The sequence below is a fragment of the Streptomyces sp. B15 genome (assembly GCF_018070605.1).
Taxonomy (GTDB): Bacteria; Actinomycetota; Actinomycetes; order Streptomycetales; family Streptomycetaceae; genus Streptomyces; species Streptomyces smyrnaeus.
In genome coordinates, this window is sequence record NZ_JAGPXJ010000018.1 from 1 (window position 1) to 26996 (window position 26996).

General features: G+C 72.6%; 27 protein-coding genes. 9 read left to right on the forward strand and 18 right to left on the reverse strand.

Annotated features, from left to right (window positions below; genetic code table 11):
* A partial coding sequence (locus KBY19_RS11090; RefSeq protein WP_210965681.1) for an ATP-grasp domain-containing protein occupies positions 1 to 1073 on the forward strand: 1073 nt, incomplete at its 5' end.
* A complete protein-coding gene (locus KBY19_RS11095; RefSeq protein WP_099885460.1) occupies positions 1058 to 2425 on the forward strand; it encodes an NAD(P)-binding domain-containing protein in 1368 nt (455 codons plus the stop codon). The genes KBY19_RS11090 and KBY19_RS11095, both read left to right, overlap by 16 nt.
* A 10-nt stretch (positions 2426 to 2435) precedes the next feature.
* Here KBY19_RS11095 and yicI read toward each other — a convergent pair whose 3' ends face one another.
* From yicI to KBY19_RS11145, 10 genes are all read right to left on the reverse strand, one after another.
* Complete coding sequence (gene yicI / locus KBY19_RS11100; RefSeq protein WP_210965682.1) at positions 2436 to 4856, reverse strand: alpha-xylosidase; 2421 nt, start codon at positions 4854 to 4856, stop codon at positions 2436 to 2438.
* Positions 4853 to 6316, reverse strand: a complete 1464-nt coding sequence (locus tag KBY19_RS11105) for a GH1 family beta-glucosidase (RefSeq protein WP_210965683.1) — start codon at positions 6314 to 6316, stop codon at positions 4853 to 4855. The genes yicI and KBY19_RS11105 overlap by 4 nt, the downstream gene beginning before the upstream one ends.
* Positions 6317 to 6448: 132 nt before the next feature.
* Positions 6449 to 7324, reverse strand: a complete 876-nt coding sequence (locus KBY19_RS11110) for a carbohydrate ABC transporter permease (RefSeq protein ID WP_099886937.1) — start codon at positions 7322 to 7324, stop codon at positions 6449 to 6451.
* 5 nt (positions 7325 to 7329) lie between these two features.
* Positions 7330 to 8295: a carbohydrate ABC transporter permease gene (locus KBY19_RS11115; protein ID WP_210965684.1), complete on the reverse strand. Its 966-nt coding sequence runs from the start codon at positions 8293 to 8295 to the stop codon at positions 7330 to 7332.
* 10 nt (positions 8296 to 8305) lie between these two features.
* On the reverse strand, positions 8306 to 9532 hold the full coding sequence (locus KBY19_RS11120) for a sugar ABC transporter substrate-binding protein (RefSeq protein ID WP_099885456.1): 1227 nt from the start codon (positions 9530 to 9532) through the stop codon (positions 8306 to 8308).
* 85 nt (positions 9533 to 9617) lie between these two features.
* A complete protein-coding gene (locus tag KBY19_RS11125) occupies positions 9618 to 12623 on the reverse strand; it encodes a glycoside hydrolase family 3 protein (protein ID WP_210965685.1) in 3006 nt (1001 codons plus the stop codon).
* 110 nt (positions 12624 to 12733) lie between these two features.
* Positions 12734 to 13744, reverse strand: a complete 1011-nt coding sequence (locus KBY19_RS11130) for a LacI family DNA-binding transcriptional regulator (protein WP_210955065.1) — start codon at positions 13742 to 13744, stop codon at positions 12734 to 12736.
* 152 nt (positions 13745 to 13896) lie between these two features.
* Positions 13897 to 14397, reverse strand: a complete 501-nt coding sequence (locus KBY19_RS11135; RefSeq protein WP_099885454.1) for a hypothetical protein — start codon at positions 14395 to 14397, stop codon at positions 13897 to 13899.
* A gap of 56 nt (positions 14398 to 14453) precedes the next feature.
* Positions 14454 to 14783, reverse strand: a complete 330-nt coding sequence (locus KBY19_RS11140; protein WP_099885453.1) for a DUF2795 domain-containing protein — start codon at positions 14781 to 14783, stop codon at positions 14454 to 14456.
* 55 nt (positions 14784 to 14838) lie between these two features.
* Complete coding sequence (locus KBY19_RS11145; protein ID WP_099885452.1) at positions 14839 to 15258, reverse strand: DUF2267 domain-containing protein; 420 nt, start codon at positions 15256 to 15258, stop codon at positions 14839 to 14841.
* 218 nt (positions 15259 to 15476) lie between these two features.
* Between KBY19_RS11145 and KBY19_RS11150 the strand changes: the two genes are divergently transcribed.
* Positions 15477 to 16283, forward strand: coding sequence for an SDR family oxidoreductase (locus tag KBY19_RS11150; protein ID WP_099886936.1), 807 nt, complete (start codon positions 15477 to 15479; stop codon positions 16281 to 16283).
* On the opposite strand, the gene KBY19_RS11155 is transcribed toward KBY19_RS11150, so the two are convergent.
* On the reverse strand, positions 16280 to 16876 hold the full coding sequence (locus KBY19_RS11155) for a sugar O-acetyltransferase (protein WP_099886935.1): 597 nt from the start codon (positions 16874 to 16876) through the stop codon (positions 16280 to 16282). The two genes, KBY19_RS11150 and KBY19_RS11155, sit on opposite strands and share 4 nt — an antisense overlap.
* Positions 16877 to 17025: 149 nt before the next feature.
* Entirely contained in the window at positions 17026 to 17289 is a 264-nt protein-coding gene (locus KBY19_RS11160) for a hypothetical protein (RefSeq protein WP_247690864.1), read from the reverse strand.
* Positions 17290 to 17556: 267 nt separating this feature from the next.
* Between KBY19_RS11160 and KBY19_RS11165 the strand changes: the two genes are divergently transcribed.
* Both KBY19_RS11165 and KBY19_RS11170 read left to right on the forward strand, forming a co-directional pair.
* On the forward strand, positions 17557 to 18114 hold the full coding sequence (locus KBY19_RS11165) for a DUF2243 domain-containing protein (protein ID WP_099885451.1): 558 nt from the start codon (positions 17557 to 17559) through the stop codon (positions 18112 to 18114).
* Positions 18111 to 18980 carry a cytochrome c oxidase assembly protein gene (locus tag KBY19_RS11170; protein WP_099885450.1) on the forward strand — a complete coding sequence of 290 codons (870 nt, stop codon included), beginning with the start codon at positions 18111 to 18113 and terminating at the stop codon, positions 18978 to 18980. Before KBY19_RS11165 ends, KBY19_RS11170 begins: the two co-directional genes overlap by 4 nt.
* On the opposite strand, the gene KBY19_RS11175 is transcribed toward KBY19_RS11170, so the two are convergent.
* Entirely contained in the window at positions 18968 to 19153 is a 186-nt protein-coding gene (locus KBY19_RS11175; RefSeq protein WP_099885449.1) for a DUF5133 domain-containing protein, read from the reverse strand. The genes KBY19_RS11170 and KBY19_RS11175 overlap by 13 nt on opposite strands.
* 255 nt (positions 19154 to 19408) lie before the next feature.
* Here KBY19_RS11175 and KBY19_RS11180 point away from each other — a divergent pair, with 255 nt between their 5' ends.
* Together KBY19_RS11180 and KBY19_RS11185 are read left to right on the forward strand one after the other, a co-directional pair.
* Positions 19409 to 20170 carry a VOC family protein gene (locus KBY19_RS11180; protein ID WP_099885448.1) on the forward strand — a complete coding sequence of 254 codons (762 nt, stop codon included), beginning with the start codon at positions 19409 to 19411 and terminating at the stop codon, positions 20168 to 20170.
* Positions 20171 to 20301: 131 nt separating this feature from the next.
* Positions 20302 to 21336, forward strand: a complete 1035-nt coding sequence (locus KBY19_RS11185) for an SDR family oxidoreductase (protein ID WP_210965686.1) — start codon at positions 20302 to 20304, stop codon at positions 21334 to 21336.
* Positions 21337 to 21398: 62 nt separating this feature from the next.
* On the opposite strand, the gene KBY19_RS11190 is transcribed toward KBY19_RS11185, so the two are convergent.
* Positions 21399 to 21620 carry a DUF2180 family protein gene (locus KBY19_RS11190; protein ID WP_099885446.1) on the reverse strand — a complete coding sequence of 74 codons (222 nt, stop codon included), beginning with the start codon at positions 21618 to 21620 and terminating at the stop codon, positions 21399 to 21401.
* A gap of 323 nt (positions 21621 to 21943) precedes the next feature.
* On the opposite strand from KBY19_RS11190, the gene KBY19_RS11195 reads away from it, so the two are divergent.
* Positions 21944 to 23107 carry an amidohydrolase family protein gene (locus tag KBY19_RS11195; RefSeq protein WP_307843492.1) on the forward strand — a complete coding sequence of 388 codons (1164 nt, stop codon included), beginning with the start codon at positions 21944 to 21946 and terminating at the stop codon, positions 23105 to 23107.
* Positions 23108 to 23191: 84 nt separating this feature from the next.
* Here KBY19_RS11195 and KBY19_RS11200 read toward each other — a convergent pair whose 3' ends face one another.
* A complete protein-coding gene (locus KBY19_RS11200; protein ID WP_185018637.1) occupies positions 23192 to 24166 on the reverse strand; it encodes an NAD(P)-dependent oxidoreductase in 975 nt (324 codons plus the stop codon).
* A 44-nt stretch (positions 24167 to 24210) separates the two neighbouring features.
* A complete protein-coding gene (locus KBY19_RS11205) occupies positions 24211 to 24402 on the reverse strand; it encodes a hypothetical protein (protein WP_099885443.1) in 192 nt (63 codons plus the stop codon).
* Between the two features lie 237 nt (positions 24403 to 24639).
* Between KBY19_RS11205 and KBY19_RS11210 the strand changes: the two genes are divergently transcribed.
* Positions 24640 to 25314, forward strand: a complete 675-nt coding sequence (locus tag KBY19_RS11210) for an AIM24 family protein (protein ID WP_099885442.1) — start codon at positions 24640 to 24642, stop codon at positions 25312 to 25314.
* A 102-nt stretch (positions 25315 to 25416) separates the two neighbouring features.
* On the opposite strand, the gene KBY19_RS11215 is transcribed toward KBY19_RS11210, so the two are convergent.
* Positions 25417 to 26619 (reverse strand): NAD(P)/FAD-dependent oxidoreductase, encoded by a 1203-nt coding sequence (locus KBY19_RS11215; protein WP_099885441.1) that lies wholly within the window; start codon positions 26617 to 26619, stop codon positions 25417 to 25419.
* Complete coding sequence (locus tag KBY19_RS11220; RefSeq protein ID WP_185018636.1) at positions 26616 to 26972, reverse strand: bifunctional 3-phenylpropionate/cinnamic acid dioxygenase ferredoxin subunit; 357 nt, start codon at positions 26970 to 26972, stop codon at positions 26616 to 26618. The genes KBY19_RS11215 and KBY19_RS11220 overlap by 4 nt, the downstream gene beginning before the upstream one ends.
* Between the last annotated feature and the right edge of the window lie 24 nt (positions 26973 to 26996).

Genomic DNA, 26996 nt, shown 5'->3' on the forward strand with positions numbered 1-26996 from the left:
GCGCCGGAGTCGCGCACCCCTCCGCCGTGCTGCCCTGCAGCGCGCGCGAGGCGGGCCGCGCGGCGGCGGCACTGGGCCTGCCGGCGGTGGCCAAGTGGAGCCGCCCCTGGCTGCTGCCGCCCGGCCTGCGCAGCACCGCGCTGGTCCGTACGGAGACGGAGGCGGCGCGCCTGTTCGCCCGGACCCGGGAGGCGGGCAGCGCCCTGCTGTTGCAGCGACGGCTGCCGGACTCGGCGGGGGCCGACTGGTTCTTCCACGGGTACGCGGCCGACGGCGGCCGGTTCCTGACCGGCGGCGCCGGGCGCAAGGACCGCTCCTGGCCGCCGCACACGGGTCTGACAGCGGTCGGCAGCCGGCTGCCCAACCCACCCGTCGAACAGGCTGCCGCCCGCCTGGCGGCAGCCCTGGACTACCGCGGCATCCTCGATCTCGACTTCCGGTTCGACCCCGCGACGGGCGTCCCCCACCTGGTGGACTTCAACCCGCGCCCCGGCGCGCAGTTCCGGCTCTTCACCGACGGCGCGGGGCTGGACGTGGTACGGGCCCAGCATCTGCATCTGACCGGGCGTGCCGTGCCGGGGGCGCCGCCCGGCCGCGGCCCCGGAAGGCCGCACGACGGTACGGGCCGGGTCTACGTCGTGGAGAACTACGCGCTGCTCTCCGCGCTGCTGGGCCCGCATCCGTCCGGCTCCGCGGGTGAGGGTGGGGGCGCGAGCGGTACGGGCCCGGAGCGCGGACCGGTGGCGCGCGGACCGGTGGAGCGCGCCTGGTTCGCCGCCGACGACCCGCTGCCCGGCTTCGCGATGGCGGCGGGCTGGCTGACGCGCTGCCTGGTAAAGGGAGTTCGTCCCAGCTGTCCGGGCGAGCGACTGCGTGCCCGCGCCGCGAAGGCCGTACGCGGACGTGCGGTCGCCCCGCCGCGCCCCACCGCCGCGGGCGCCGCCCGCACCGCGTCTCCCGCTTCCCTGCCGTCCCCCGCACCCGGAGCGGAGAGCCCGGCACCCGTACAGCCCGCACCGAACCCACAGCCCACACCGCACACAGAGAGAAGGAACCCATGTACGACCTCGTAGTGGTGGGCGCCGGCCCCTACGGACTGTCCATCGCCTCGCACGCCGCCGCCGCGGGACTGCGCCTGCGCGTGCTCGGCAGTCCGATGGCCTCCTGGCGGGACCACATGCCGCGCGGCATGTTCCTCAAGTCCGAGCCGAGCGCCTCCGCTCTGTCCGACCCGGAGGGCGCCCACACGCTGGCCGCCTACTGTGCCGACCGCGGCATCGAGGTGGGACACGGCCGGCCGCTGCCGCTGGACACCTTCACCGAGTACGGCACCTGGTTCGGCAGACACGCCACGCCGGCGGCCGAGGAGCTGACCGTCACCCGCGTGGCGCCGCACCCCTCCGGCTTCCGTGTCCACACCGCGCAGGGCGAGCAGCTGACGACGCGGGCCGTCGCGCTGGCGATCGGGTTGCTGCCATTCGCACACCGGCCGGCGACGCTGCGTGGGTTGCCCCGCGAGCTGGCCTCCCACAGCACGCACCACCGCGACCTGAGCCGGTTCCGGGGCAAGGACGTCACCGTCGTCGGCGCCGGGCAGGCGGCGCTGGAGACCGCGGCGCTGCTGGCGGAGGAGGGCGCGGAGCCCCGGGTGGTGGCCCGAGCCCCCCGCCTGCGCTGGAACACGCCGCCCAAGCCGCTCCACCGCGGCAGGCTCAGCTCGCTGCTCGACCCGCACAGCGCGCTGGGCACCGGATGGCCGAGCTGGATGTGGTCGCGGCAGCCGGGCGCGGTGCGGCGACTGCCCGCTCCGGTACGGCTGCACATCGCCCGGCACGCCCTCGGCCCCGCGGGCGCCTGGTGGCTGCGGGAGCGGTTCGAGCCGACCGTGCCGACGCTGCTGGGGCACACCATCACGGCGGCGGACCGCACCGCAGGCGGTGTCCGCCCGGTCGGCGGCGGGCCCGCCGAGCGGGTGCGGCTGTGGCTGCGGGCGGCGGACGGTACGGCGCGGACGCTGGAGACCGACCATGTGGTGGCCGCGACCGGCTTCGTCCCCGACCTGTTCCGGCTCGGGCTGCTGGACTCCACGCTGCGGGAGACGCTGCGCCGGGTCGGTGACAGCGGTGCGCCCTGGCTGACGCAGGACTTCGAGTCCTCCCACCCGGGGCTGTTCTTCGCGGGGCTGTTGACGGCGCCGTCGTTCGGCCCGGCGATGCGCTTCGTGCACGGCGCCACCTTCACCGCGCCCCACCTGGTGGAGGGGGTGTGCCGTCATGTGGTGGCACGGCGGGGCGCCCAGCTGCCCGGTGCGGCCCGCCCCGTACCGGAGGAGTCCCCGCGAGTGGCGGTGCCGCGGTCCGCCACCCGTCAGCCCGCCACCGAGGGGGCCGAGGTGGCGGGCAGCGGGGTGAAGGCGGCGCGGTGACCCGGCCCGGCTAGTCCCCGTCCTCCTCCTGGGTGAGCAGCGCGGTCAGCTCCGCCGTACCCGGCCCGGCCGTCAGCAGGGTGCCGCGGGCGGTGTGTTCGGCCGTCACACCGGCTCCGTCCACCGCGTCGGCGTGGACACCTACCAGCAGGAGGTGCCAGACGCCGGGCGCGCCGGTGGCCTCGACGGTGACGCGCCGCCCGTGCCGGCGGGTGCGGAAGACGGCGTCGGGGGCGTCTCCTTCGGCCTCCGGCCGGGAGGTGCCCCCGGGAAGGCGCGGTACCCGGGTGGTCACCGTGGCGCCGTCGCGCAGAGCGTGGGCGCGCAGCGTGACCCCGTGCGCCCAGTCGTAGTCGGCGCGCTCGTCGCGCTCGCCGTACGGGAGCACCGCTCCGGGGCGGACCAGCAGCGGCAGGCTCTCGAAGCCGTACCGCTCGCGCCGCCAGCCCGGCCCGGTCACCCGCTCGCCGGACAGCAGATGGGTCCACTCGCCGTCCGGTACGTAGTACTCGACGGTGCCGTCGGCGGTGAAGACGGGGGCCACCAGCAGGTCGTCGCCGAGCATGTACTGGCGGTCGAGGGTGTGGCAGGCCGGGTCGTCGGGGAACTCCAGCAGCATGGCGCGCATCACCGGGGTGCCGCTTTCGGTGGCCTGCCGCGCCGCGCGGTACAGGTAGGGCATCAGCCGGTGCTTGAGCCGGGTGAAGGTCCGGGTGACGGCGACGGCTCCGCCCTCGTCCTGGGCCTCTTCGTCTCCGTCGTCGAAGGCCCACGGCACCCGGTAGGAGGTGCTGCCGTGCAGCCGGCTGTGCGAGGAGAGCAGCCCGAACTGGACCCAGCGTGTGAACAGGGCGGGGTCGGGGTCGCCTTCGAAGCCGCCGATGTCGTGGCTCCAGAAGCCGAACCCGGACAGGCCCAGGGAGAGGCCGCCGCGCAGCGATTCGGCCATCGCGCCGAACGTGGACTCGCAGTCGCCGCCCCAGTGGACCGGGTACTGCTGGCCGCCCGCGGTGGCGGAGCGGGCGAAGACCACGGCCTCGCCCTCGCCGCGTTCCTCGGTGAGGGTCTCGAAGACGGTCCGGTTGAACAGCTGCGTGTAGTAGTTGTGCATCCTCTCCGGGTCGGAGCCGTCGTGCCAGACGACGTCGGTGGGCACGCGCTCGCCGAAGTCGGTCTTGAAGCAGTCGACGCCCTGGCCGAGCAGACCGCGCAGCTTGTCGGCGTACCAGGCCCGCGCCCGGGGGGCGGTGAAGTCGACCAGGCCCATGCCCGCCTGCCACATGTCCCACTGCCATACGCTGCCGTCCGGCCGCCGGACGAGGTGGCCGAGCCGGGCCGCCTCGTCGAACAGCGGGGACTTCTGCGCGATGTAGGGGTTGATCCACACGCAGATCCTCAGGTCCCCTTCCCCGTTGCTCGCCTTGAGCCGCCGCAGCATCCCCTCCGGATCGGGGAAGACGTCCGGGTCCCAGGTGAAGTCGCACCACTGGTAGGCGCGCATCCAGAAGCAGTCGAAGTGGAAGACGCCCAGCGGGATGTCGCGCTCGGCCATGCCGCGCACGAAGCTGCTGACGGTCTCCTCGTCGTAGGCGGTGGTGAACGACGTGGACAGCCACAGCCCGAACGACCAGGCAGGGGGCAGCGGCGGGCGGCCGGTGAGCGCCGTGTAGCGGGCGAGTATCTCCTTGGGCGTGGGGCCGTGGACGATGTAGTACTCCAGCGTCTGGTCCTCGACGCTGAACTGCACCTGGCCCACGGCCTCGGAGCCGACCTCGTAGGACACCTTGCCGGGGTGGTTGACGAAGACGCCGTAGCCGCGGTTGGTGAGGTGGAAGGGGACGTTCTTGTAGGCCTGCTCGCTGGCGGTGCCGCCGTCCGCCTGCCAGATGTCGACGCTCTGTCCGTTGCGCACGAACGGGGTGAAGCGCTCGCCGAGCCCGTAGACGAGTTCGCCGACACCCAGGGAGAGCTGGGCGAGGGAGTGGTGGGCGCCGTCGGGGGTCGTGGCGTAGCCGGTGCCGCGTGCCTCGACGGAGGTGAGGGTGCGGCCGTCGGCGGTGAACTCCAGCCGGTACGGCCCCGAGGTGTCGATCCGCAGCGACAGACCGCCGCTGGTCAGTTCGAGCAGGCTGCCGTCCCGGGTGACCTTCCCCGCCGCCGTGTCGCCCGGGGCGGAGCCCAGGGCGAAGTGCGGGCCGCGGTCGACGGTGCCGGCGTGGTGGGTGGCGCGGACGCCGATCACCCCTTCTGCGGGCGAGAAGCACTCGACGGTCAGCAGGGGCCCGTTGAGGGTGTCGCCCCGGCGCCGGATGTGCCGTACGGGGGCGTAGAGGGTGAAGCGGTCGTCGTTGACGCGGGTGTCGGCGATCTCGGTGGCGTACGACGCCTGGACGCCGTCGCGCATCAGCCAGTAGCCGTCGGTGAACTTCATCGGGCGGCCTGCTCTCCGGTGTGCGGTGCGGTGGGTGCGGGGTGCTGTGCGTGGTACCGCCGGTGGGCCGCGATCAGATCGCGGTACCAGTGGTAGCTGTCCTTGGGGATCCGCCGCTGTGTGGCGTAGTCGACCCGGACGATGCCGAAACGCTGGCCGTAGCCACGCGCCCATTCGAAGTTGTCCAGCAGCGACCACACGTAGTAGCCGCATACGTCGACACCGGCGCGCACCGCGTCCGCCACGGCGGCCAGGTGGTCGCGCAGATACGCGATCCGGTCGCTGTCGTGCACCCGCCCGTCGGGAGTGACGGTGTCGGCCTCGGCGGAGCCGTTCTCGGTGATCAGCAGCGGTGGCAGCGACGGATAGCGCGCGGTCAGATCCGTCAGCAGATCGGTGAAGGTCCGCGGATCGACGGGCCAGCCCATGGTGGTGTGCCGTACGTCGTCGCGGGCGCACTCGGCGACACGGATGTCGGTGGCCGTACGGGTCACCGGGTCGGGGTCGCGGTAGGGCGCCTCGGTGACGGTGATCGGGCGGTAGTAGTTGATGCCGAGGAAGTCCAGCGGGGCGCCGATCAGCTCCAGGTCGCCCTCCCGGCGCCAGGAGCCGTCGGCCTGAGGGCCCCAGGTCTCCGCCTCGCCGCGCGGATAGCGTCCGGCGAACAGCGGATCGAACCACGTCTCGTTGTGCAGGGTCTCGGCGCGCCGCACGGCTGCCGCGTCGGCCGGGGTGTCGTCGGCCGGCAGCAGCCGGTCGGGGTTGAGGGTGATGCCGACCTGCTCGACGCCTGCCGCGCGCAGAGCGCGCACGGCCAGTCCGTGCCCCAGCAGCAGATGGTGCGCGGCGGCCAGGGCGCCGCGCCCCTCCTGTGCGCCCGGTGCGTGCCGGCCGGTGGCATAGCCGAGGAAGGCGCTGCAGAACGGCTCGTTGAGGGTGATCCAGCGGGGTATCCGGTCCCCGAGCCGGGCGGCGACCAGCGCCGTGTACTCGGCGAACCGCTCCGCCGTCTCCCGCAGCCGCCAGCCGCCCCGGTCCTCCAGCGCCTGCGGCAGGTCCCAGTGGTAGAGGGTGGCGGCCGGGCTGATGCCCGCGGCGAGCAGTTCGTCGGTGAGCCGGTCGTAGAAGTCGAGGCCACGCCCGTTCGCGGGGCCGGTCCCGGTGGGCCGGACACGCGGCCAGGAGACGGAGAAGCGGTAGCTGTCCACCCCCAGCTCCCGCAGCAGCGCGATGTCCTCGGGGTAGCGGTGGTAGTGGTCGCAGGCGACGTCCCCGGTGGCGGAGCCCTCGATACGGCCGGGTTCACGGCAGTAGGTGTCCCAGATGGAGGGTCCGCGCCCGTCCTCGTCGTGGGCACCCTCGATCTGGTAGGCGGCGGTGGCGGCCCCGAAGACGAATGCGGCGGGGAGTGCGGGGAGGTGCGGAACGGGCACAGGGTTGCCCGGGGAAGGAGAACTCATCGGTGAACAGCCTCACTTGCTCTTACCGCGGGAGACTTCTTCCCGCTGGAGGGGACCTCTTCCCGCCGCGACGGCGGGAAGCTCGACGGCGTGTGTGCGGCGGCGCTCCGATGCGGCCACCGGGCCCATCGGCTACTTGACGGACCCGCCGGTGATTCCGGCGGCGATGTACTTCTGTGCGACGACCAGCAGCACGGCCGCCGGTACGGCGGACAGCACGGCGGTGGCCATGACGGCTCCCCAGTCGCTGACATGGGCGCCCACGAACTGGTAGATGCCGAGCGTCACCGGCTTGACGTCGTCGGTGGTGTTGAGGGTGAGGGCGAACATGAAGTCCGACCAGGCGAACAGGAAGGTGAACAGCCCGGCGGTGATGAGGGCGTTGCGGCTCATCGGCAGGACGACGCGGACGAACGCGGTGAATCTGTTCGCACCGTCCACCAAGGCGGCCTCCACCACCTCGGTGGGGATGGAGACCATGAACGCGCGCAGCAGCACGATGGAGAACGGCAGCCCCAGCGAGGCGTCGGCGAGGATCAGTCCGAGGTAGGAGTTGACCAGCCGCAGCTCCGCGTAGGCGCTGTAGAGCGCGTTGGCGATGACGATGCCCGGCACCATCTGGGTGATGAGGGTGGTGAAGACGATGGTGCGGCCACCGCGCAGCGAGAACTGCGCCAGCCCGTAGGCGGCGGGCGCCGCCAGCGCGAGGCACACCGCGACCGCCCCCAGCGCGACGGCGAGGCTGGTGACCAGGGAGCGGCCCTGGCTGTCCAGCGCCGCACGGAAGCTGTCGAGCCCCGGCGAGGTGGGGAACCAGTCCACGTCGAGACCGGAGGACGGCTGCAGCGCCGTGACCAGCATCCAGTAGACGGGGAAGAGCAGTACGGCCAGGATCAGCAGCGCGGCGGCGGTGTTCCAGGCGCCACGCACCCGGCGGGCGGTCGTCGGGGCCGTGGTGGGGTGCGTTCCGGATCCGCGCGGTGCGGCGGGGGCGGTTGTCGGGGGCATCGTGTTCACTTCCCGTTGCCGAAGTCGGCGCGGTTGGCGCGCAGGTAGAGCACCGCGAAGACCGCGCTGATCAGGATGAGGACATTGCCGACCACGGCGCCCTGGCCGAAGTCCAGGCGCAGGAACGACATCTGGTAGGTGACGGTGCCCAGGGTCTGGGTGGCGTCGGCGGGGCCGCCCGAGGTGAGGGCGAGGATCAGGTCGAGGATCTTGACCGTCGACATGAAGCCGAGGACGAGGACGACGGTGATCACGGGCCGCAGCATCGGCAGCGTGACGGAGCGGAACACCCGCCAGGGCCCGGCGCCGTCCAGCGAGGCCGCCTCGTACAGATCCCGGGGGATCTCCTGGAGGCCGCCGTAGAGGATGACCATGTTGAACGGGATGCCGATCCAGATGTTGACCAGCACGGCCGACAGCAGCGCCACATCGGGGCTGCTCAGCCAGGGCACGCCGCCGTCGGTCAGGCCCAGCGTCTGCAGTGCGGCGTTGAGGACGCCGTGCTCCTGGTCGAGGATGCGCCGCCACACCACGGCGGCCACCACCATCGGCACCAGCCACGGGAGCAGCAGTACGGCCCGGACGAAGCGGGAGAGGTGGAAGCGGCGGGAGAAGAAGACGGCCAGTGCCAGTCCCAGGGTGAACTGACCCAGCAGCGAACCCACTGTGAACAGCGCGGTGTGCCACAGCGCGTCGGTGAACAGCGGATCGGAGAAGACCGCCCGCCAGTTGTCGAGCCCGTTGAAGGGGGCCTCGCCGGTGAAGTAGGTGGTGGGCGTGTAGTGCTGGAAGCTCATCAGCACGTTGCGCACCAGCGGGTATCCGAAGAACGCGGCCATGTAGAGCAGCGCGGGCGCGATGAACAGCCAGCGCAGCAGCGCCGTGCGCCGTCTTGAGGACCGGCCCGGGGCCGGGGCCCGGGAGGCGTGCGCGGGCGGCGTGGTCACGGACGGGGCTGTGGCGGTACTCATGATGGGCTCCTCACTCCCCCGCCGTCGCCTGCCGCTGGGCGCGGCGCAGGGCCGCCTCCGGGCTGCTGCCGCCGGTGAGTACGGACTGGAAGGCCCCGGCGAGCGCGTCGCTCACGGTCGGCCAGCGGGTGCCGACCTTGGCGGTGCGGGAACGCGCCGTGGTGACCAGGTCGGCGAACGGGGCGAGCTTCGGGTTCTGCTTCGCGTAGGTCCGCGCCGCGGCGGCGCGGGTGGGCACGTTGTTGACGGCCTCGCCCCAGTCGAGCTGGTTCTCAGGGGTGTTGAGGCAGTTGAGGATCTTGGCGGCGTTCTTCTCGCGTGCGCTGTCGTCGCTCTTGGGGACGGTCATCACGGTGCCGCCGACCGGCGGTACCGCCTTGCCCCCCGCCTCGGGCACGGGCAGTTTGGCGACGGCCCAGTCCACCTTGTCCTGCGCCTCCAGCACCGGCACCTGCCACGGCCCGTTGATCATCATGGCGGTGCGACCCGCGATGAACTGGTCGTTGACGTCCTGCTGGTTCCAGTTGACGACGGCCTTGGAGACGGATCTGTCCGCCACCATGTCCTTCCACAGCCGCAGCGCGGCCTCACCCTTGCCGCTGTCCAGCCGCGCCTCGTCGCCCCCGGCCGACCAGAAGAACGGCAGGAACTGGTAGACACCGTCCGCGTTCGGACTCGCGCTGAAGGCGAGCCCGTAGGTGCCGTCACCGGAGAGCTTCTTCGCCGTCCTTCGCAGCTCGTCCCATGTCGTGGGCGGTTCGACGCCCGCCTTCTTCAGCATGTCCGGGTTGTAGTAGAGCGCCAGGGAGTTGACCGAGCGGGCGATGCCGTAGCGGGTGCCCTCGAAGGAGCCGAGGGAGACGCCGCTCGCGGACAGCCCCGAGGTGCGCACCCCCAGATCCGCCAGGCTGCGCAGCCCCCCGGTCTCGGCGAACTGCGGCAGTTCGGAGCCGTCGAGTTCGAGGATGTCGGGCAGCGAGTGCGAGGAGGCCATCCGCAGGGCCTTGGAGGAGACCTGGTCCGCGGGGACGCTGTTCTGCTCCACCCGCAGCCCGAACTTCTCGGCGCAGCGGTCGAAGAACTTCTGGTTCTTGGTGTGTTCGGCGGTGTCCGTGGCGGAGTTGAGCACGGTGACGGTGCCGGGGTCGGGTGTGGCGGCGCACCCCGTGAGCCCGAACGCGACCGTCGCCCCGGCCGTCACAGCGGCGAGCACCGGGAGTGCGGGACGCAATTGCATAGGAAGACATCTCCAATTGGGGGCGGTCCATCGGGGCGTCCCGCAGCGGGCGCGCCGGGCGGGGGTGCCCTCGAAGGGGCGAGCTTCAGCGCAGTGAGAAGGTGCTCAGCCGCATCGGGTCCGAGAAGACGAGATAGACGTCGTGCCGTCCACGCGCCCCGCGCAGCCGCGCGGTGACGGTCCGGTAGTCGTACCGGCCACCCGTGCTCGGCACCTGCGCGGAGCCCACCACCCGCCCCCGCGGCGAGCCGAGCCGCACGGTGAGGGTGCCGCTGCCCCGCCCCTCCCGAGCGAGCCGCGCGGTCAGCTTCTCGGCACCGCGCCCCAGATCGGCGTCCCGGAACACGATCCAGGCGCGGTCCTCGTCCGCGCCGACCGCGTCTCCCCGCGCCTTGCTCTCGTCGACCAGCCGCACGCCTCGGTAGTCGTCGAAGTCGGCGGCCCTGGTGGTGCCGGTCAGATCGCGCGGCGGGATCTTCTCGCCGCGTACCCGCAGCGTCGTACGTCCGCGGATGTCCGTGCAGGACGCGCCCACCCGTACCTCGACGACCCCGCTCTCGACCACCTTTCGCCCGCGGGTGACGTCCCAGTGGGCGAGATCGGCGGCGCGCAGCCGCAGCCGCACGGTGGTGGAGCGGCCGGCCTTCAGCCGGACGCGTTCGAAGCCGCGCAGCTGCCGCAACGGCTGTTTGTCCCGCGAGCCGCGTCTGCGGGTGTAGAGCTGGACGACCTCGTCCCCGTCCCGGCGTCCGGTGTTGGTGACCTTCACCGAGACGGTCACGGTGCCGTCCGGCTCCACCGTGCGCGCGGACAGCCGCGGTTCGCCGTACCGGAAGGTGGTGTAGGACAGGCCGTGCCCGAAGGGGTAGAGGGCCTCGCCGCGGAAGTAGAGGTAGGTGCGGTCCGCCTTGATGATGTCGTATTCGAGCAGGTCCGGCAGATCGTCCTGGGAGCGGTACCAGGTCTGGGTGAGCCGCCCGGCCGGGTTGTGGTCGCCGAACAGTACGTCGGCGAGGGCGTTTCCGGTCTCCTGTCCCGCGTGGGTGGTCCACACGAGCGCGGGTATGTGGGCCTGCTCCCAGTTGACGGTCTGCGGGTAGCTGCTCTCCAGGACGACGACCGTACGCGGGTTGGCCCGGTGGACGGCCTTGACCAGCGCGGCCTGCCCTTCGGCCAACGCCATGTCCGTGCGGTCGTGGTCCTCGCGGCCGTTGATGGCGGGCATGGTGCCGACCACGACGACGGCGACATCGGCATCCCGGGCAGCCGCGACCGCCTCGGCCACGCCGTCGCGTACGGTCTCGGCCTGGTAGCGGGTGGCGTCCTTCTCGTCGACCAGCGTGACGGTGCCGTCCTCGCCCGCCTTGAAGTACTCCTTGTCGCCGAACCAGTCGGTGCTGGCGTCGTATCCGGCGTAGCGGACCAGCCGGGTGCCGTCATCCTGCTCGACCAGCGTGAACTGCTGCTGGACGAACCAGCCGCCGGGCTGCTCCTGGTCGTTGCGGAAGACCTTGCCGTCGTAGCCGAGGTACTTGGCGTTGGCCGCGCTGCGCAGCGTGACGATGCCCTGGCCCCAGTCGAAGACGTCGAACTGCTCGGTGGCGCCCGCGCTGGTGGCGCGCTCGGTGAGGACCGCGCCGTCCGCGCCGCTGCCCGCGGTGAGGTACGCGCCCGTGGCGGCGTTCCGCAACGCGATCCGGTCCACGCTCTCGCCCCCGGTGACCTTCCCGCCGGAGCCGAGCCGCTCGGCGACGCCCTCGCGCGGGGTGACCGCGTACGGCAGGGAGCCCGAGTACCAGTCGGTGTAGAGGGTGTCGGCGAGCGGGCCGACGACGGCGACCTCCTCCAGCCGCCGGGCGTCCAGCGGCAGCAGCGCGCCGCCCTTGCGCTGCGGGGCGTTCTTCAGCAGCACGATCGCCTCCCGCGCCGTCTCGCGGGCGAGGGCGCGGTGCTCGGGGCTGTCGACGACCGACTTGGTGATCTTCGCGTAGGGTCCGCCGTCCGGGTCGAACTCGCCGAGCCGGAAGCGGATCGCGAGGAGGTGCCCGACCGCGGTGTCCAGGTCGGACTCGCTGATCAACCCCTTGTCCAGGGCCGTGGTGAGGGCCTTGACCGTCTTGCTGGAGTCCTCGCTGTCGGAGGTGAAGCTGTCGATGCCCGCTGTGAGGGCCGCCGCGTCCGCCTCCGCGAGGGTGGGGTAGTAGCTCTGGCCGTTGACCAGGTTGTTGGGGGCGTCCGCGTCGGTGACGTGGAACAGCTCCCGCTTCGCCCACTTGCGTACGGTGTCGTTCAGCCCCGGGTTCACCGTCGCCGGGCGGCCGTTGACCAGGTTGTAGGACGTCATCACGCCGGTGACGGCGTCGCCGCGCAGCGCCGGCTCGAACGCCGCCTCGTAGTACTCCTGTCGGACCCTCGCCGGCAGGATCGAGTCGGAGGTGGAGCGGTTCCGCTCGGTGTTGTTGGCGAGGTAGTGCTTGATGGTGGGAGCCGTCTTCAGATAGCGGGGGTCGTCGCCCTGGAGGCCGGTGCCGTAGGCGACGGAGACGGCGCCGGTCAGATACGGGTCCTCGGAGTAGCCCTCCTCGTTGCGGCCCCAGCGTGGATCGCGCAGCAGGTTCACCACCGGGGCCCACAGGTTGAGACCCCAGCCCTTGGGCCGTTCGTGCTGGAAGCCGCGGGCCTCGTCCCCGACGGCCGCGCCGACACGTTCGATCAGCGCGGGGTTCCAGGTACTGGCCAGGCCGAGTGCCTGCGGGAAGACGGTGGCCTTGCCGAGCCAGGCGAGGCCGTGCAGGGCCTCGGTGCCGGTACGGAAGGAGCGGATGCCCAGCCGGGGGACGGCGGGCTGGTGCTGATGCAGCAGGGAGATCTTCTCGCCGCGGGTCAGCCGGCCGAGCAGGTCCTCGACACGCTCGGCGAAGGGAATTCCGGGGTCTTGGAAGGGGTGCCCGGCGCGGGCGCCGGCGCGGCCGGCCCTGCGGGTCCGCGAGGTGGCGGGCACGGCGCCCGCCGTTCCCGTGCCGGCCGCCGCCAGCGGGACGGCGATGCCGAGGGCGAGGAGATGACGTCTGGGGGTGCCCTGTTCCTGCACGGGACTCTCCTTCGAGTCGAAACGCTTCGACGGGCGGTGTAAGGGAGGGGCGCGGCGCGGTCGGGGTAGTGGTGGGCGGGGTCAGGAAGGTGCTGCGGGGCCGGCCGTCATCAGCCCGAGCCCCGGGGTGCGGTACTGGCGCGCGGGGTCAGCCGAGGAGGCAGCAGCGTGGCGTCCGGGACGGACCTGCCGTTCAACTTGTCCATCAGCAGGCCCACGGCCCGCTCCCCCACCTCGGCGGCGGGGATGGCGACCGAGGTGACCGGTACCGCGGTGTTCTCCGCCAACTCGTCCGGGCACACCGCGACCATCGAAAGGTCCTGCGGAATGCGCATTCCGGCCTGCTGGAACGCCTCCATCAGCAGCGGCAGCGCGGGCTCGTTGTGGACGACGACGCCGGTCAGATCGGGATGGTCGTGCAGCAGCCGCTCGACGGTCTCGCGCGCGGCGGCTCTGGTGGGCTCGCACGGGAGCACCGTCGAGGTCATCCCGCCGCGCCGGGCGGCGGCTGTGAAGCCCGCGGCCGTGCGCTGCGCGAAGCCGGTGCCGCGCGCGTACACCTCGGGCGGGGAGCCGAGCAGCGCCACGCACCGGTGTCCGAGCTGGGCGAGATGGCCGACGCAGCTCTCACCGGTGGCGGTGAAGTCGAGGTCGATGCAGGTCAGTCCGTCGGCCTCGGCGGGAAAGCCGATGAGGACCGAGGGCAGCGGCAGCGTGCGCAGCAGTGGGACGCGTGCGTCGCGCAGTTGGACGTCCATCACGATCAGCGCGTCCACCAGCGCGCTGTCGGCCACCCGCCGCAGTCCGTCCTCCCCCTCCTCCTGGGTGAGGAGCAGAACGTCGTGGTCGTGGCCGCGCGCCGTGGTCACCACCGCGCCGGCGAACTGCATCTGCACGGGCACATGGATTCCGCTGCGCAGCGGCATCACCAGGGCCAGCACGTTGGAGCGGCTGCTGGCCAGTGCGCGGGCTCCGGCGTGCGGGCGGTAGCCGAGCTCGCGGATGCTCGCCTCGACGCGGCGCTGGGTCGCGGCCGAGATGGAGCGCTTGCCGCTCAGTACGTAGGAGACGGTGCTGGGAGACACACCGGCACGCCGGGCCACGTCCGTGATCTTGACCAACGCCCCCTCCTCGAAGCTGTTTCCGCGAGACTGTCGAATCGTTTCGACTGGCTGCGTCGAAGCGATTCGGCGGAACAGTAAGGAGGGGGCCCGGGGCTGTCAACGGTTGGGACAGAAGCCGCCCGGGGGGCCTTCCGGAACCGTCCGGAGGCTCAGTGCCGCGGCTTGGTCTCGTAGTGCGACAGGTCCGGGGCCTCGGCGCCCTGGAGCTCGGTCGCCAGGTGATGGACGGTCACCAGGTCGTGCATCAGGGGCTGGGTCTTCTCCTGCGGCATATGGGCCTCCCGGGAGACCTCGTCGAGGCTCACGGGCTCGCCGCCGTGCTGCTGCTCAGCGGTGACCAGGGCGCGGAAGACCTGCTCGTGCTCGGCCGAGTAGTCGGGGCGGCCACGGCCCTCGTAAGGGCTGCGGGATTCGGCCGGACCGACCCCTTGCGGCCCGCGCTCGGCCTGGGTGGCCGTGTGCCCCACCTTGCCCTGGCGCTGGGCTGGGGTCTCGGTGTCCTTCTCCGCGGACCCGCCCGCACGGTGGGTACGCTGCTTGGACGCCCCGGTGGTCGCGTAGCGGGCGCTGGCGGGCTCGTCGACGCGGTGTGCCTTGTGCGCTTCCGAGCGCCGCTCGTCCTCGTCGCCTTCAACCTTCTTGCGCACCATGTCGGACCTCCTTGGGTGCGTGTGTATGGCGAACGGTTGCCGCGTGGGGCGAACGGTTACCGCTCGTCCCGGCGGTGCAGTTCCTCCTCCACGGGTGGCTTGGGCGCCTCGCGCAGATACTGCGACTGCCCGGGCCTGCCGCCCTGCCGCGCCTGCTCGGCGTGCTGGGCCGCGCTGTGGTCGAGGTCGGAGTCGGGGTCGACGCGTACCGAGCGGGCCACTTCCTGACGGTTGGCGTACTCGTCCGGCGGGATGCCACGCAGCGCCGTACGGACTTCGGCGGACGCTCCGGAGGACGACGCCGCCTCGAGCAACTCGTCCTTGTCCGCCGGGAAGTCGACGTCGTCGAGCGCGGCCAGGACTTCTTCGACGTTGGTGTGGGCCATGTCCGATCGCTGCCTTTCGCTCCGATCGCTGCCTTGCGCGAGCCGGTCGGCCGGTTCAGTGGGAGCCGGCCGTACCGGTGCTGCCGGAGAAGAGAATGGAGGCGAGCTCCTCGTCCAGGGACTGCCGGATGTGCTCGGTCACCGAACCCTGGGTGGCCTCCTCCAGGAGCTCGACCACGGTGCGGGCCTCGTGGACGGCCTTCGGGGGGTCGGCTCCGGCGCGCTGCGCCACGCGGCCGAAGAACTCCTGGCGCGTCATCCGCACTCCGGTCTGCGGCACGTCCGGGGCGTACTCGACGCGGCGCAGATGCTCTCCCAGCTCGGTCGGCAGTTGCGCGGCCAGGTTGTCGGCGAGCGAAGCCGGGATGCGTTCGGCCAGTGTCTCCAGCGTGGCGCGCGTCCCCGCCTCGGCCGCGCCCCGGCTGTCGAGGTGGGCCCGCGCCTGTACCTGACCGATGAACTCGTCGTGCTGCATGGTGCTTCTCCTCACGTGAGCAGTGCCAACACAGGGCCCCTTCCAGCATGCGCGCCGCCGGTGCGGGTCGCACATCCGGACGCGCCACGGTTGCCGACGGGGCTGCCCGATGGCCCGGCGTACCCCTCGGTTCCCTGTTTACTCACCCGTCCCCGAGGTGACCCGGCTGGACGGTCGTCAGCAACGCAGGGCGGTCCTCAACGGTGGAGGAGGTCGGCGTGTCCACGCAGAGCGGCGGACACCGGGTCGCGGTCATCACCGGCTCGGACTCGGGCATCGGACGGGCGACGGCGGTACGGCTGGCCCAGGACGGTCTGGACATCGGCATCACCTGGCACACCGACCGGGAAGGGGCGCAGCAGACCGCTGCGCTGGTACAGGAGACCGGGCGGCGGGCGGCGGTCCGGCACCTTGATCTGACGCGGCTGCCGGAGGCCGCGGACGTGGTGGACGAGCTCGCCGACGAGTTGGGACGTGTCGACGTGCTCGTCAACAACGCCGGCACCGGCACCCGCACCCCCTTCCTCGAACTGGACTACCCCACCGTCCGGGACGTGCTCGACATCGATCTGCTGGGGCCGTTCCTGTGCTCCCAGCGCGCCGCGCGCCGGATGGCCGAGCAGGGGGACGGCGGGACCGTCGTGAACGTCACCAGCGTGCACGAGCATCAGCCGCGGGTCGGTGCCGGTCCGTACTGCGCCGCCAAGGGCGGCCTCGGGCTGCTCACCCAGGTCATGGCGCTGGAACTGGCCGAGCACGGCATCCGCGTCAACGCCGTCGCACCGGGCGAGATCGCCACCCCCATGACGGGCCAGGAGGACGAGGACGTACGTGCCGCGTCCCGGCCCGGCGTGCCGCTGCGGCGGCCCGGGGACGCCAGGGAGGTCGCCTCCGTCATCGCCTTCCTGGCCGGCGACGATTCCACGTACGTCACCGGCGCCTCCTGGGCGGTGGACGGCGGCATGCTGCGGATGGGGCCGCAGGCAGGCTCGCACCTGCCCGACGACTCCTGGCGCCGGGGCTAGCCGACTTCTGTCCGGGCGTCCCAGGCCGGGGCCCCGGACCCGAGTTCCCGCACCACGCGCGCGGGGTTGCCCACGGCGAGCACGCCCGCGGGCAGATCCTTGGTGACAACGGCTCCGGCGCCGACGACCGTGTCGGAGCCGATGGTGACGCCCGGGCAGACGATCACTCCGCCGCCGAGCCACACGTTGTCGCCGATGGTGATGGGCAGGCCCTTCTCCCAGCCCGCGCGCCGCCGTTCGGCGTCCAACTCGTGCGCCGGGGTCAGCAGCTGCACGTTGGGGCCGATCTGCGCATACCGGCCGATGGTGATGGGTGCGGCGTCCAGGAAGACGGCACCGAAGTTGATGAACGTCCCGGCACCGATCGTTATGTAGCTGCCGTAGTCGCAGCGGAACGGCGGGCGGATACGGACGTCCTCGCCCAGTTCCCCGATCAACTGCTCCAGGATCTTGCGCCGTTCGTCGCCCGGCGCGGTCTCGGCGGCGTTGTAGGCCGCGCACAGCGCCGCCCGCCGCTCGGTGTCCGCGAGCAGTTCGTCGTCGTCGGGGAGGTACCACTCCCCCGCCAGCATGCGCTGCTTGTTCTCACCCATGGAGAACACTCTCGCAAAGTGCCGGGCACCTGGCGGACCGAAGGCCGACTCCGCCGAGGAGTCGGCCCGGTTCCTCGGGGGGAGGGGGAAAGAGGCAGAGGGGGCAGGAGGGGGCGTAAGGGAGCAGCAGGCGGCTGCGGCCTTGGCCCTCAGCCCCCGGACTCGGACTCGGGGCGCTCTCCCTTGGGACCCCGGCCGCGCTCCGTGCGCGGCCCGGAGGGACGCCAGTTCGGGTCGCGCTCCATCTCGCGCTTGGCCTCTTCGTTCGCCTCCTGCGCATCTGCCGCGCCGCTCTTCTCCAGATCCTTGCGGCGCCGCGCGCGGTGCTTGTCGTAGCTCTTGCTGCCGGGCTCCGGCACTGCGCTCACCTCGTTCACGTCGTTCACGTCGTTCACGTCGTTCACGTCGTTCACGTCGTTCGGTCCGGCGTGTTCGCGTCGTTCGCGGTTCCACGTCGATCGCGTCGGTCGCGTCCGCGACAGTCGGTCGCTCGTCCGCGACCAGGCGGCCGTCTGCCGCCTGTGATCGCTCGGACTCCGGGGTTCCCAGCCACCCCCGGGGAAAACGCTGGGCCGGTCGGCGGAAAGCCTGCGTGACCCGACCCGCCACGGGAAACCGGAGCCATGGTGCGCACACCGTGCACGGACGGTCAGCGGGTCGAACGAGGGACGGAGCGAGCGATGGCGTTGACGGGCGGCGCGGCCCGACCGGCTCCCGAGAGCCTGCGGCTGCCGGGGATCGTGCTGGGGGTGGGGCTGGGCGGCTTCGTCGACGGCATCCTGCTGCACCAGCTCCTGCAGTGGCACCACATGCTGAGCAGCACCAACGACGACCGGATCGGGGTGAAGTACTACTCGCCGCACACGGTCTCCGGGCTGGAGATGAACACCGTGTGGGACGGCATCTTCCACACCGTGTGCTGGCTGGCCGTCCTGCTCGGGCTGGCGATCCTCTACGCGCGGGTCACCCACGGCCGCCGCCGGGTGTGGGCCTCCCGGGTGCTGTGGGGCTGGGTCCTGGCGGGCTGGGGGCTCTTCAATCTGGTGGAGGGCCTGCTCGACCACCAGATCCTGGGCATCCACCATGTGCACGGCGGCCCGTACCAGCTGTGGTGGGACATCGGCTTCCTCGTCCTCGGTGCCCTGCTGCTGGCGGGCGGACACCTCCTCCAGCGCAGTGGCCGCACCCTCGATCCGGAGGCACCGCGGGGTGCCCGGATGTCGGGGCGGTCGCTGTGACCGGCGCCGACGCGCACCCGTCGGCGGTGGCCGTCGCGCTGCCGGGGCTGGTCGCCGTGCTGCCCGCGGTCGGCTATCTGCTGCTGGTGCGCCATGTGCGGCGCCGCAGTCCGCAGCGAGGCTGGAGCACCCGGCGGACGGCGAGCTTCGTCGCCGGATGCGGAGTGCTGGTTCTCGCGCTGTCGCCACCGCTCGCCCCGTGGGCGCACCACGATTTCCGCGGCCATATGGCACAGCACCTGCTGGTGGGCATGTACGCGCCCCCCGCGCTGGTGCTGGGGGCGCCCGTCACCCTACTGCTGCGGGCGCTGCCCGCGGCCCGCGCACGGCGGCTCACGGCGCTGCTGCACTCGCCGTTGGTGCGCGGGGTGACCCACCCGGTGGCGGCGCTGCTGCTGAACACCGGCTCGCTCGCGGCGCTCTACTGCACGCCCTTGTACGGGGCGGCCATGGCGCACCCCGCCGGGCACTGGCTGCTGCACGTCCACTTCCTGGCGTCCGGCTGCTTGTTCGCATGGGTGGTGGCCGGGCCCGATCCTGCCCCGGCCCGGCCGGGTGTACCGGCCCGGCTGGTGCTGCTGGGGTTCGCCATCGCCGGGCACGCGGTGCTCTCGCAGCTGATGTACGGGGGCTTCCTCATCGACATCCCCGCCCCGGTCACCGAGGTGAGGGGCGGGGCCGAGTTGATGTACTACGGCGGTGACTTCGCCGAGTTGCTGCTCGCGGCGGCCCTGGTGAGCACCTGGCGCCCGGTCCGCAACCGGTCCCGTTCGCAGCCGGGGCCGCACGAAGCCCGCGCGGGCCTCCGGTGGCCCGGCCGGCCGGCGGGAGGCGGCGCCGAGGGTGCCGGAGCTCAGGCCGCGTAGACCCCCGCTATATGGGCCCGGGCCACGCGTACCGCGTCCCGCACGTCCCGCGTACCCGTGGAGACGCAGAGCGTGTACGAGACGTCGTCCAACTCCTGCCGGTGGCCGGGCCGGGCACGGAGTGCCTCGTAGCGGTTGAGCAGCTCTCGCAGGGTGTCGGGGTGGGCCATCATGACGACTCCTCGGTGGCGCGCGGCGGCGCTCGACGGTGCGGGAACGCGCCGAAGGGACCCCGGCCTCGGCCCGGGATCGGCGCATTCCACCCAGTACCCTCCCCAGAAGTCACAAAACTCACAAAACTGCACATCTTCCCTGCTCGTTCACTCTCGTTTCGTCTTCGCAGGCGGTGGGCACCCCGGCGCGCAGGGACGGAAAAGAATCGAACGATCAAGCGCGAAAGGAAAACGCAGGAGGCTTGATGTGACGTGATGGATTCCGTACCCGGGGTGCCATGCTGGGTCAGTCTCACCGTCCGCGACCGGCGGGCCACCGAGGAGTTCTACAGCGCCGTGCTGGGCTGGTCCTTCACCGACAGCTCGCTCGGCACCGGATTCCGCACGGCCACCAGGGAAGGCGAACCGGTGGCGGGTTTCAACGAGGCCGCCGTCTCCTGGCAGCTGCCCGTCCGCTGGACCGTGTTCTTCGCCGTCGACAACGCCGACCTCGCGTGTGAACGCGTCCGCGAGCGCGGCGCCACCGTCGCCGTCGGCCCGCTGCGCGTGGGCGACGGCCGTGCCGCCATGGCCGCCGACCCCTCCGGCGCGGCGTTCGGCATGTGGCAGGGAGAGCTGCCGCGGGGCTGGGCGGTCGGCGCGGGGCACGCGCCCGCCTGGCTGGAGCTGCGCACCGGCGACGCCTTCGCGGCGGCGCTGTTCTACGGCGCGGTGCTCGACTGGACGAAGAACCCGAGCCACGGGGTCAGCTACGAGGAGCAGAACGACGAGGTGCACATCCTCGTGGACGGTGAGACCGTGGCGGGACTGCGCGGAGGCGGTGTCGAGGCCGCGCCCGACCCCCAGGTACGCACCCGCTGGGACGTGCATTTCCGCGCGGCCGACATCGACGCGGCACTCGCCGCCGTGGAGAAGACGGGCGGCACGGTCGTCTCGCCCGTCGAGCACTCCGCGCACGGCCGGGTCGCCACGGTCCGCGACCCGGACGGCGGTCTGTTCCGCCTGCGTGGCCCCTGACGCCGTACGGGGAAATCGCCGCGGCCGGAGGTGACCGGGCCCGGCACCGGGTACCCGGCCCGTTCGCACGCATCCGACGGCGCACCCCGGCGCCGTACCCGGAGCAGACACACAGACAGCGGAGGTGTGGGATGAGCCAGCAGCAGCCCGGGCGCGCGGGAGCGGACGGCCAGGTCGTCGTGGTCACCGGCGCCAGCGGCGGGGTGGGCCGTGCCACGGCCCGCGCCTTCGGGGCACGCGGTGCCGCGGTGGCACTGCTCGCGCGCGGGGAGGAAGGGTTGGCCCGCGCCGCGGACGAGGTCCGGGACGCGGGCGGTACGGCACTGCCACTCGATGTCGACGTCAGCGACCACGCGGCGGTGGACGCGGCCGCGGACCGCGTCGAGCGGGAACTGGGCCCCGTCTCGGTCTGGGTGAACACCGCGTTCTCCACCGTCTTCGCACCCGTCACCGAGGTGAAGGCCGAGGAGTTCCGCAGGGCGACCGAGGTGACCTACCTCGGCTTCGTCCACGGGACGCTGGCAGCGCTGCGCCATATGGAACCGCGCGACGCGGGGACCATCGTGCAGGTCGGCTCGGCGCTCGCCTACCGCGGTGTGCCGCTCCAGGCGGCGTACTGCGCGGCCAAACACGCCATCCAGGGCTTCCACGAGTCGCTGCGCTGCGAGCTGCTGCACGACAAGAGCGGTGTGCGGGTCACGATGGTGCAGCTGCCGGGGCTGAACACCCCGCAGTTCACCTGGGTCAAGTCCCGGCTGCCGCGCAACCCCCGCCCGGTCGCACCGGTCTACCAGCCCGAAGTGGCCGCGCGGGGCATCCTGTACGCGGCCGACCACCCGGAGCGCAGGGAGCACTGGGTCGGCGGCTCGACGGTCGCCACCCTGCTGGGCGACAAGTTCGCGCCCGGTCTGCTCGACCGCTATCTGGCCAGGACCGGCATCCAGGGTCAGCAGACCGACCACGAACGCTCCCCCACCCAGCCGGACAACCTGTGGAAGCCCGCGGACGCACACCGCGACTACGGCGCACACGGCGAGTTCGACGACGAGGCGTCCTCGCGCAGCTACCAGCTGTGGGCCTCGCACCACCACGGACTGCTCGCCGCGCTGGGCACCGCGGCGGCGACCGCCGTGGCCGCCACCGCGGTACGCCGGGCCCTCTCCTGAGGCGACGGGGGCCCCGAGGAGGGACGCGCGACAGGGCCGAAGGCACGGCGGGCGACGGGGCGTCAGCCGCCGTGCCCGTCCCCCATCCGGGTCGAGCCGTGGCAGACGAGACAGACCATCCGGCGCCCCTCGCCGGACGACCAGACCCGTCCGGTGCTCATCGACTCACGCACGGGCTCGGACTCGCTGTGCAGATGGCGCGGGCACACTGCGGCACCGCAATCGACACAGACCGCGACCGCGGGAGTCTCGGTGCCCTCCCGGTTGCAGTCGTAGCAGTGCATGACGCCCCCTCTCTCGTGCCGTAAGGGCGGACTGTGCGCGAGTTCCCCTCCATCCGCCGCCGTACGCATGACTCTGTCCGTTCGGCCCACCCGGGCGGGGGCCGGGAGGGCTCCCGGCCCGGACCGTGAGGAGTTGCCGGTGAACGACACGCTGATACGTGACGCCGAACTGGTCGTCACCATGGACGGGGAGGAGATCCCGGGCGGCTGGGTCGCCCTCGCGGACGGCACCGTGACGGGGGTCGGCCGGGCCGGGGACGAGCCGGCGGCCGCCCGCACGCGACGCCCTGGTCACGCCCGGGCTGATCAACACCCACCACCACATCTTCCAGAACCTCACCCGGGCCTACGCCCCGGCCACCCGCTACGAGCTGTTCGACTGGCTGCGCACCCTCTGTCCGCTGTGGACGGCGTTGGACGAGGAGGCGGTGGAGGTGTCCACCTGGGTGGGGCTCGCCGAGTTGGCACTGGGCGGCTGCACCACCACGGCGGACATGCTCCACGCCCACCCGCGGCCCCGCCTGATCGACGCCCAGATCCGCGCCGCACGCCAGGTGGGGTTGCGCTTCCACCCGGCACGCGGGGCCCTCGACCTGTCCGAACGGGACGGCGGGCCGGCGCCGGACGCGCTGGTGGAGAGCGCCGAGGAGATCCTCGGCGACAGCGAACGCCTCGTCGCCGCCTACCACGACCCGGCGCCCGGCTCGATGCTGCGTATCGCTCTCGCGCCCGCCACCCAGGCCGCCGTCACCGAGCGGCTCATGGTGGAGACCGCGCGGCTGGCCGAGCGCCTGGATGTGCGGCTGCACACCCATCTGGCCGAGGACCGGGGCGAGGAGCAGTACTGCCTGGAGACGTTCGGACGGCGCCCTGTGGACCAGTTCGAGCACGTCGGCTGGGGCAGCGAGCGGGCGTGGGTGGCCCATCTGGTCTTCTCCCGGGAGGACGAGCGGGCCCGGCTGGCGCGCTGGGGCACGGGCGTCGCCCACTGCCCCGGCTCCACCATGATGCTGGGCGCCGGGGCAGCGAGCCTCCCCGGCCTCCGCGCCGCCGGCGTCACCGTCGGGCTGGGCTGCGACGGCTCGGCCTCCACCGACCACGCCTCGCTGTGGCTGGAGGCGCGCACCGCCCTCGCCGCCGCCAGGGAGCGCGGCGGCGCGGCGGCGGCGACCGCCCGCGACATCCTCCGGGCCGCCACCGTGGACGCCGCCGCCTGTCTGGGCCGGGGCGACGAGCTGGGCCGGCTGCGCCCGGGAGCCCCGGCCGATGTCGTCGTATGGGAGCTGGACCGGTTCGCCTTCGCCGGCGCCCATACCGACCTGGTCGAGGCGTGGCTGCGCTGCGGGCCCGTACGCCCCCGCCACACCCTCGTCCAGGGCCGCCCCGTGGTGGAGGACGGCGCCCTCGCCCTGGCCGGCACCACGGACATGCTCACCGCCCATGCCCGGCTCTCCCGCCGCATCCAGCGGCTGGGTGCGGGAGCCTGACGAGGGGCGGCGGGGCCTGCGGAGGTCGGGGCGGGTTTACAGCCGTGACGGGCCGCGGGCCGGCAGGCCGCGGGCGGGCACGGATCAGTAGCCCGCCGCGGTGTGGACGGTGAGGGCGGGGAGCCGGCCCGCGCGGAGGGCTTGCCAAGCGGTGCGGAAGTCGGCGGTGATGTCGGCGACGGTCGTCGGGCCGGCGGAGTGGGAGGTCAAGGTGGTGCGGGGCAGGTCCCAGGCCGGGGAGGTGGGCGGGGCGGGCTCCTTCGGCAGCACGTCCAGGACCGCGTGCGCCAGCCGGCCTCGCTCCAGGGCCTCGGCAAGCGCCTCGGTGCGGACGGTCGCGCCGCGGCCGACGTTGAAGAACGTCGCCCCGGCCATCGCCCCGAACAGCTCGGGGCCGAAGAGGTCGGCCGTACCGGGAGTGAGCGGCAGCGCGTCGACGACCCAGCGTGCCGCGCCCAGGGCGGCGCTCAGCTCGGCGGAAGGGCCGTGGGGACCGGCCGGGTCGCCGAGCGCGAGCACCGAGTCGAAACCGGGTGCGGGGCGCGGGGTACGGGCCACTCCCACCGTGCGGATGCCGCAGCGCCGCAGGGCGGCGCCGATCCCCGCACCGATGCTGCCGGTGCCGAAGACGACGGCCAGGGTGCCGTCGGCCAGTTCGGTGGGCAGCCGGTTCCAGGTGCGCGCCTCCTGCTGGCGCAGGAAGCCGGGGATCTCCTGCAGTTCGGCCAGCGCCCAGGCCAGGACGTACTGGCCGATCCGCTCCCCCATCCGTCCGACCGTGCGGGTCAGCAGGGCCTCGGGCGGCCACGGCGAGTGGGCCCGGAGCAGTGCGTCGACTCCGGCGTTGGTGCTGTGCATCCACAACAGCCGCTCACCGGCGGCGAGTCGGGGCAACCCGGGCCCCACATGCACCCGGGGCCCGGTGCCGGCGCCCATCGGGCGGCCGGTGATCTCCTCGACCTCCTCGCGCACCGCCGATGGCAGCGTGGGGTCGACGGTGACGACGGCACCGTCGAGTTCCCGGCCGATCCGCTGCGGGTCGGCGCCCGTGGTCGCCATCGCTTCTCCTCTCCGCTCCCCGGCCGCCGGGCCGCCCGCGCCGGTCACGACGACGCGGTGATGCGCCAGTTGCCGACCTCACGGTACTGCGAGTCGTAGATGACCGAGCCGTCGCCGGGCTCCAGCGCATAGTGGCGCAGATTGCCGCCCCAGTACCGCAGGACGCGTCCCAGCTCTGCCGCGGCTTCCCCTTCGCCGCGCATGTCGCTGGTGTCGACCTCGAGCACGAACTTCATGTCTCGTTTCTCCCTCTTCCCATGCCATGGGGCAGCTGCCCCGGAGGCCCTGCGCCCCCTGGCACCTTCCATCGTTTCATTGAACTCCTTTTGGGGACTTGTGAGCGGAACAGAGCCGGTGCACGACGGTGCGGGGCAGGGAAACCCTCAAATAGCGTCGCAGCACACGGGCAGATCGTGGCGGCCGGAGGAAAGGCGTCTGGCTGGAGCGGCGCATTCTGGGGGAACATAGGCGCCATGCAGAGTGAGCTCTTCGCTACGAAGAACATGGCGCAGCCCAGCCCCACGCCGGGGATGGAGCTGCAGAACGAAAAGTGCGTGAAGTACACCGTGAACGGGGAGTGCTACGCGCGGCAGGGGTCGATGGTCGCCTTCCGGGGGAACCTTCAGTTCGAGAAGAAGGGGCAGGGGGTCGGCAACTTCCTCAAGCGGCAGGTCACCGGCGAGGGGCTGGCGCTGATGTCGGTCAGCGGTCAGGGCGAGGCGTGGTTCGCGCACGAGGCGGAGAACTGCTTCATCATCGACATAGCTCCCGGCGACTCGCTCACCGTCAACGGCCGCAACGTCCTGTGCTTCGACGCCGGGCTGCACTACGAGATCGGCATCGTCAAGGGCGCGGGGATGGCCGGCGGCGGGCTGTTCAACAGCGTCTTCTCGGGCCAGGGCAGGCTCGCGGTCATCTGTGAGGGCACGCCGATCGTCATTCCGGTGTCGCAGCAGGCACCGGTGTTCGTGGACACCGACGCGGTGGTGGGCTGGAGTGCCCAGCTGCACACCTCGCTGCACCGCTCGCAGAGCTTCGGCTCGATGATCCGGGGCGGTTCCGGCGAGGCGGTGCAGCTCAGACTGGACGGGGACGGCTTCGTCATCGTCCGGCCCAGCGAGAAGCAGGCCGCCACCGCCGGCAATTGACCCCCTCCTCCGTGCCCACCCCGCGGAGGGCCGCGCGACAAGGGGCTCCCCCTCCCCGGAGAAGGAGGGGGAGGGGGAGGGGGAGGGGGAGCCCCGCAGCGGTCAGACCGCCGCCATCCCGGCACGGGCCAGCTCGCGCCGGGCCCGCATGAAGGGGCGGGGGCGGTTGGCGGCGAGGACCGCGGTCGGGGTGCCGTCGTCGCGTTCGTAGACGGCGAGGAAGCTGCGGTCCTCGGGCGAGCCCTCCACCAGCCGTACGGTGTCGGCCCCGGCCCGGCTTCCCGCGAGCTGGAGCCGGATGCCGTACTGGTCGGACCAGAAGTACGGCAGCGCCGTGTACGTCTCGACCGTCGTCCCGGCCAGCAGATTGCGCACCGCGACGGTCGGGGCCTCCATGGCGCTGGTCCAGTGCTCGGCCCGGTGCCCGGCAGCGCGGGCGACATCGCCGACCGCCACCACGCCCGGCACCGGGGTGACACCGCCCGCGTCGCAGACCACCCCGTCGTCCAGCGGGATGCCGGAGCCCTCCAGCCAGTCGGTCGCGGGCCGTACGCCGATACCGACGACGACCACGTCGGCGGGGAGAGAGCGGCCGTCGGCCAGTTCCACCCAGCCGACCCGCTGCTGCTCGCCGCCGGCGCCGTCCCCCCGGGCCGACCGGCGGCCGTCCGGGTGCAGTGCCCGCACGCCGGTGCCGGTGAGCAGGGTGACACCGTGGTCGGTGTGCAGGTCGGCGCAGAAGGCGGCCATACGGGCGCCGAGTTGGGGCAGCAGCGGCTGCGCGGCGGCCTCGACGACGGTGACGCTGTGGCCGAGCGTGGCGCAGGAGGAGGCGACCTCGGCCCCGATGAAGCCGGCGCCGATCACCACCACCCGCACCTGCCCCCGGCTCAGCTCCTCGCGGAGCGCGGCGGCGTCGTCCAGGGTGCGGAGCGTGTGCACCCCCGCCAGCGGCTCGCCGGGCAGGGTGCGGGGCACCGCTCCGGTGGCCAGGACGACGCCGTCGGTGGACAGCCTGCGGCCGTCCGTGAGCGTGACGGTGCGGGAGGGTGGATCGAGGCCTTCGGCGCGGGTGCCCAGCAGCCAGTCCGCGTCCAGTTCGGCGATCTCCTCCGCGTCGGCGAGGGAGAGCCGTTCGGCGGTCAGCGCGCCGGTGAGGAATTCCTTGGAGAGGGGCGGGCGGTCGTAGGGGCGATGGTGCTCCTCCCCTATCATCACCAGCCTGCCGTCGTAGCCCTCCGAGCGGAGCGCCAGCGCGGCGTGCAGCCCGGCCAGGGAGGCGCCGATCACGGTGATGGTTTTCATGCGGCGCTCCCTTGTCCGGCTGCGGCGGTGTGCGGTGTCTGTGCGGGCTGGGCGGACTCGATGTGTACCCACACGGTGCCGTCCAGCACGCTCACTGGATGGGTACGCACGGCCTTGCGGGCCGGGAGGCAGGTGGGACGGCCGGTGCGCAGGTCGAATGAAGCGGCGTGCAGCGGGCATTCGACCAGACAGCCCTCGAGCCAGCCTTCCGACAGGGACGCGTCCTGGTGGGTGCAGGTGTCGTCGATTGCGTAGAGCTCGCCGTCGGCGTTGAAGACGGCGATGGGAGGTTCGAGGTCGAGACGGACGGACTCACCGGCGGGCAGGTCCTCAATGCGGCAGACAGGTATCACTGTGATTCACCTCGCGAGCACATT

Bases quoted from the DNA above. Each gene is read 5' to 3' on its own strand.
- KBY19_RS11095 (WP_099885460.1), top strand. From the start codon at position 1,058: ATGTACGACCTCGTAGTGGTGGGCGCCGGCCCCTACGGACTGTCCATC.
- KBY19_RS11215 (WP_099885441.1), bottom strand. From the start codon at position 26,619: ATGAAAACCATCACCGTGATCGGCGCCTCCCTGGCCGGGCTGCACGCC.
- KBY19_RS11165 (WP_099885451.1), top strand. From the start codon at position 17,557: ATGGCGTTGACGGGCGGCGCGGCCCGACCGGCTCCCGAGAGCCTGCGG.
- yicI (WP_210965682.1), bottom strand. From the start codon at position 4,856: ATGAAGTTCACCGACGGCTACTGGCTGATGCGCGACGGCGTCCAGGCG.
- KBY19_RS11110 (WP_099886937.1), bottom strand. From the start codon at position 7,324: ATGCCCCCGACAACCGCCCCCGCCGCACCGCGCGGATCCGGAACGCAC.
- KBY19_RS11200 (WP_185018637.1), bottom strand. From the start codon at position 24,166: ATGGCGACCACGGGCGCCGACCCGCAGCGGATCGGCCGGGAACTCGAC.
- KBY19_RS11120 (WP_099885456.1), bottom strand. From the start codon at position 9,532: ATGCAATTGCGTCCCGCACTCCCGGTGCTCGCCGCTGTGACGGCCGGG.
- KBY19_RS11115 (WP_210965684.1), bottom strand. From the start codon at position 8,295: ATGAGTACCGCCACAGCCCCGTCCGTGACCACGCCGCCCGCGCACGCC.
- KBY19_RS11155 (WP_099886935.1), bottom strand. From the start codon at position 16,876: ATGGGTGAGAACAAGCAGCGCATGCTGGCGGGGGAGTGGTACCTCCCC.
- KBY19_RS11190 (WP_099885446.1), bottom strand. From the start codon at position 21,620: ATGCACTGCTACGACTGCAACCGGGAGGGCACCGAGACTCCCGCGGTC.
- KBY19_RS11210 (WP_099885442.1), top strand. From the start codon at position 24,640: ATGCAGAGTGAGCTCTTCGCTACGAAGAACATGGCGCAGCCCAGCCCC.
- KBY19_RS11135 (WP_099885454.1), bottom strand. From the start codon at position 14,397: ATGGTGCGCAAGAAGGTTGAAGGCGACGAGGACGAGCGGCGCTCGGAA.
- KBY19_RS11180 (WP_099885448.1), top strand. From the start codon at position 19,409: ATGGATTCCGTACCCGGGGTGCCATGCTGGGTCAGTCTCACCGTCCGC.
- KBY19_RS11205 (WP_099885443.1), bottom strand. From the start codon at position 24,402: ATGAAGTTCGTGCTCGAGGTCGACACCAGCGACATGCGCGGCGAAGGG.
- KBY19_RS11145 (WP_099885452.1), bottom strand. From the start codon at position 15,258: ATGCAGCACGACGAGTTCATCGGTCAGGTACAGGCGCGGGCCCACCTC.
- KBY19_RS11140 (WP_099885453.1), bottom strand. From the start codon at position 14,783: ATGGCCCACACCAACGTCGAAGAAGTCCTGGCCGCGCTCGACGACGTC.
- KBY19_RS11175 (WP_099885449.1), bottom strand. From the start codon at position 19,153: ATGATGGCCCACCCCGACACCCTGCGAGAGCTGCTCAACCGCTACGAG.
- KBY19_RS11185 (WP_210965686.1), top strand. From the start codon at position 20,302: ATGAGCCAGCAGCAGCCCGGGCGCGCGGGAGCGGACGGCCAGGTCGTC.
- KBY19_RS11105 (WP_210965683.1), bottom strand. From the start codon at position 6,316: ATGAGTTCTCCTTCCCCGGGCAACCCTGTGCCCGTTCCGCACCTCCCC.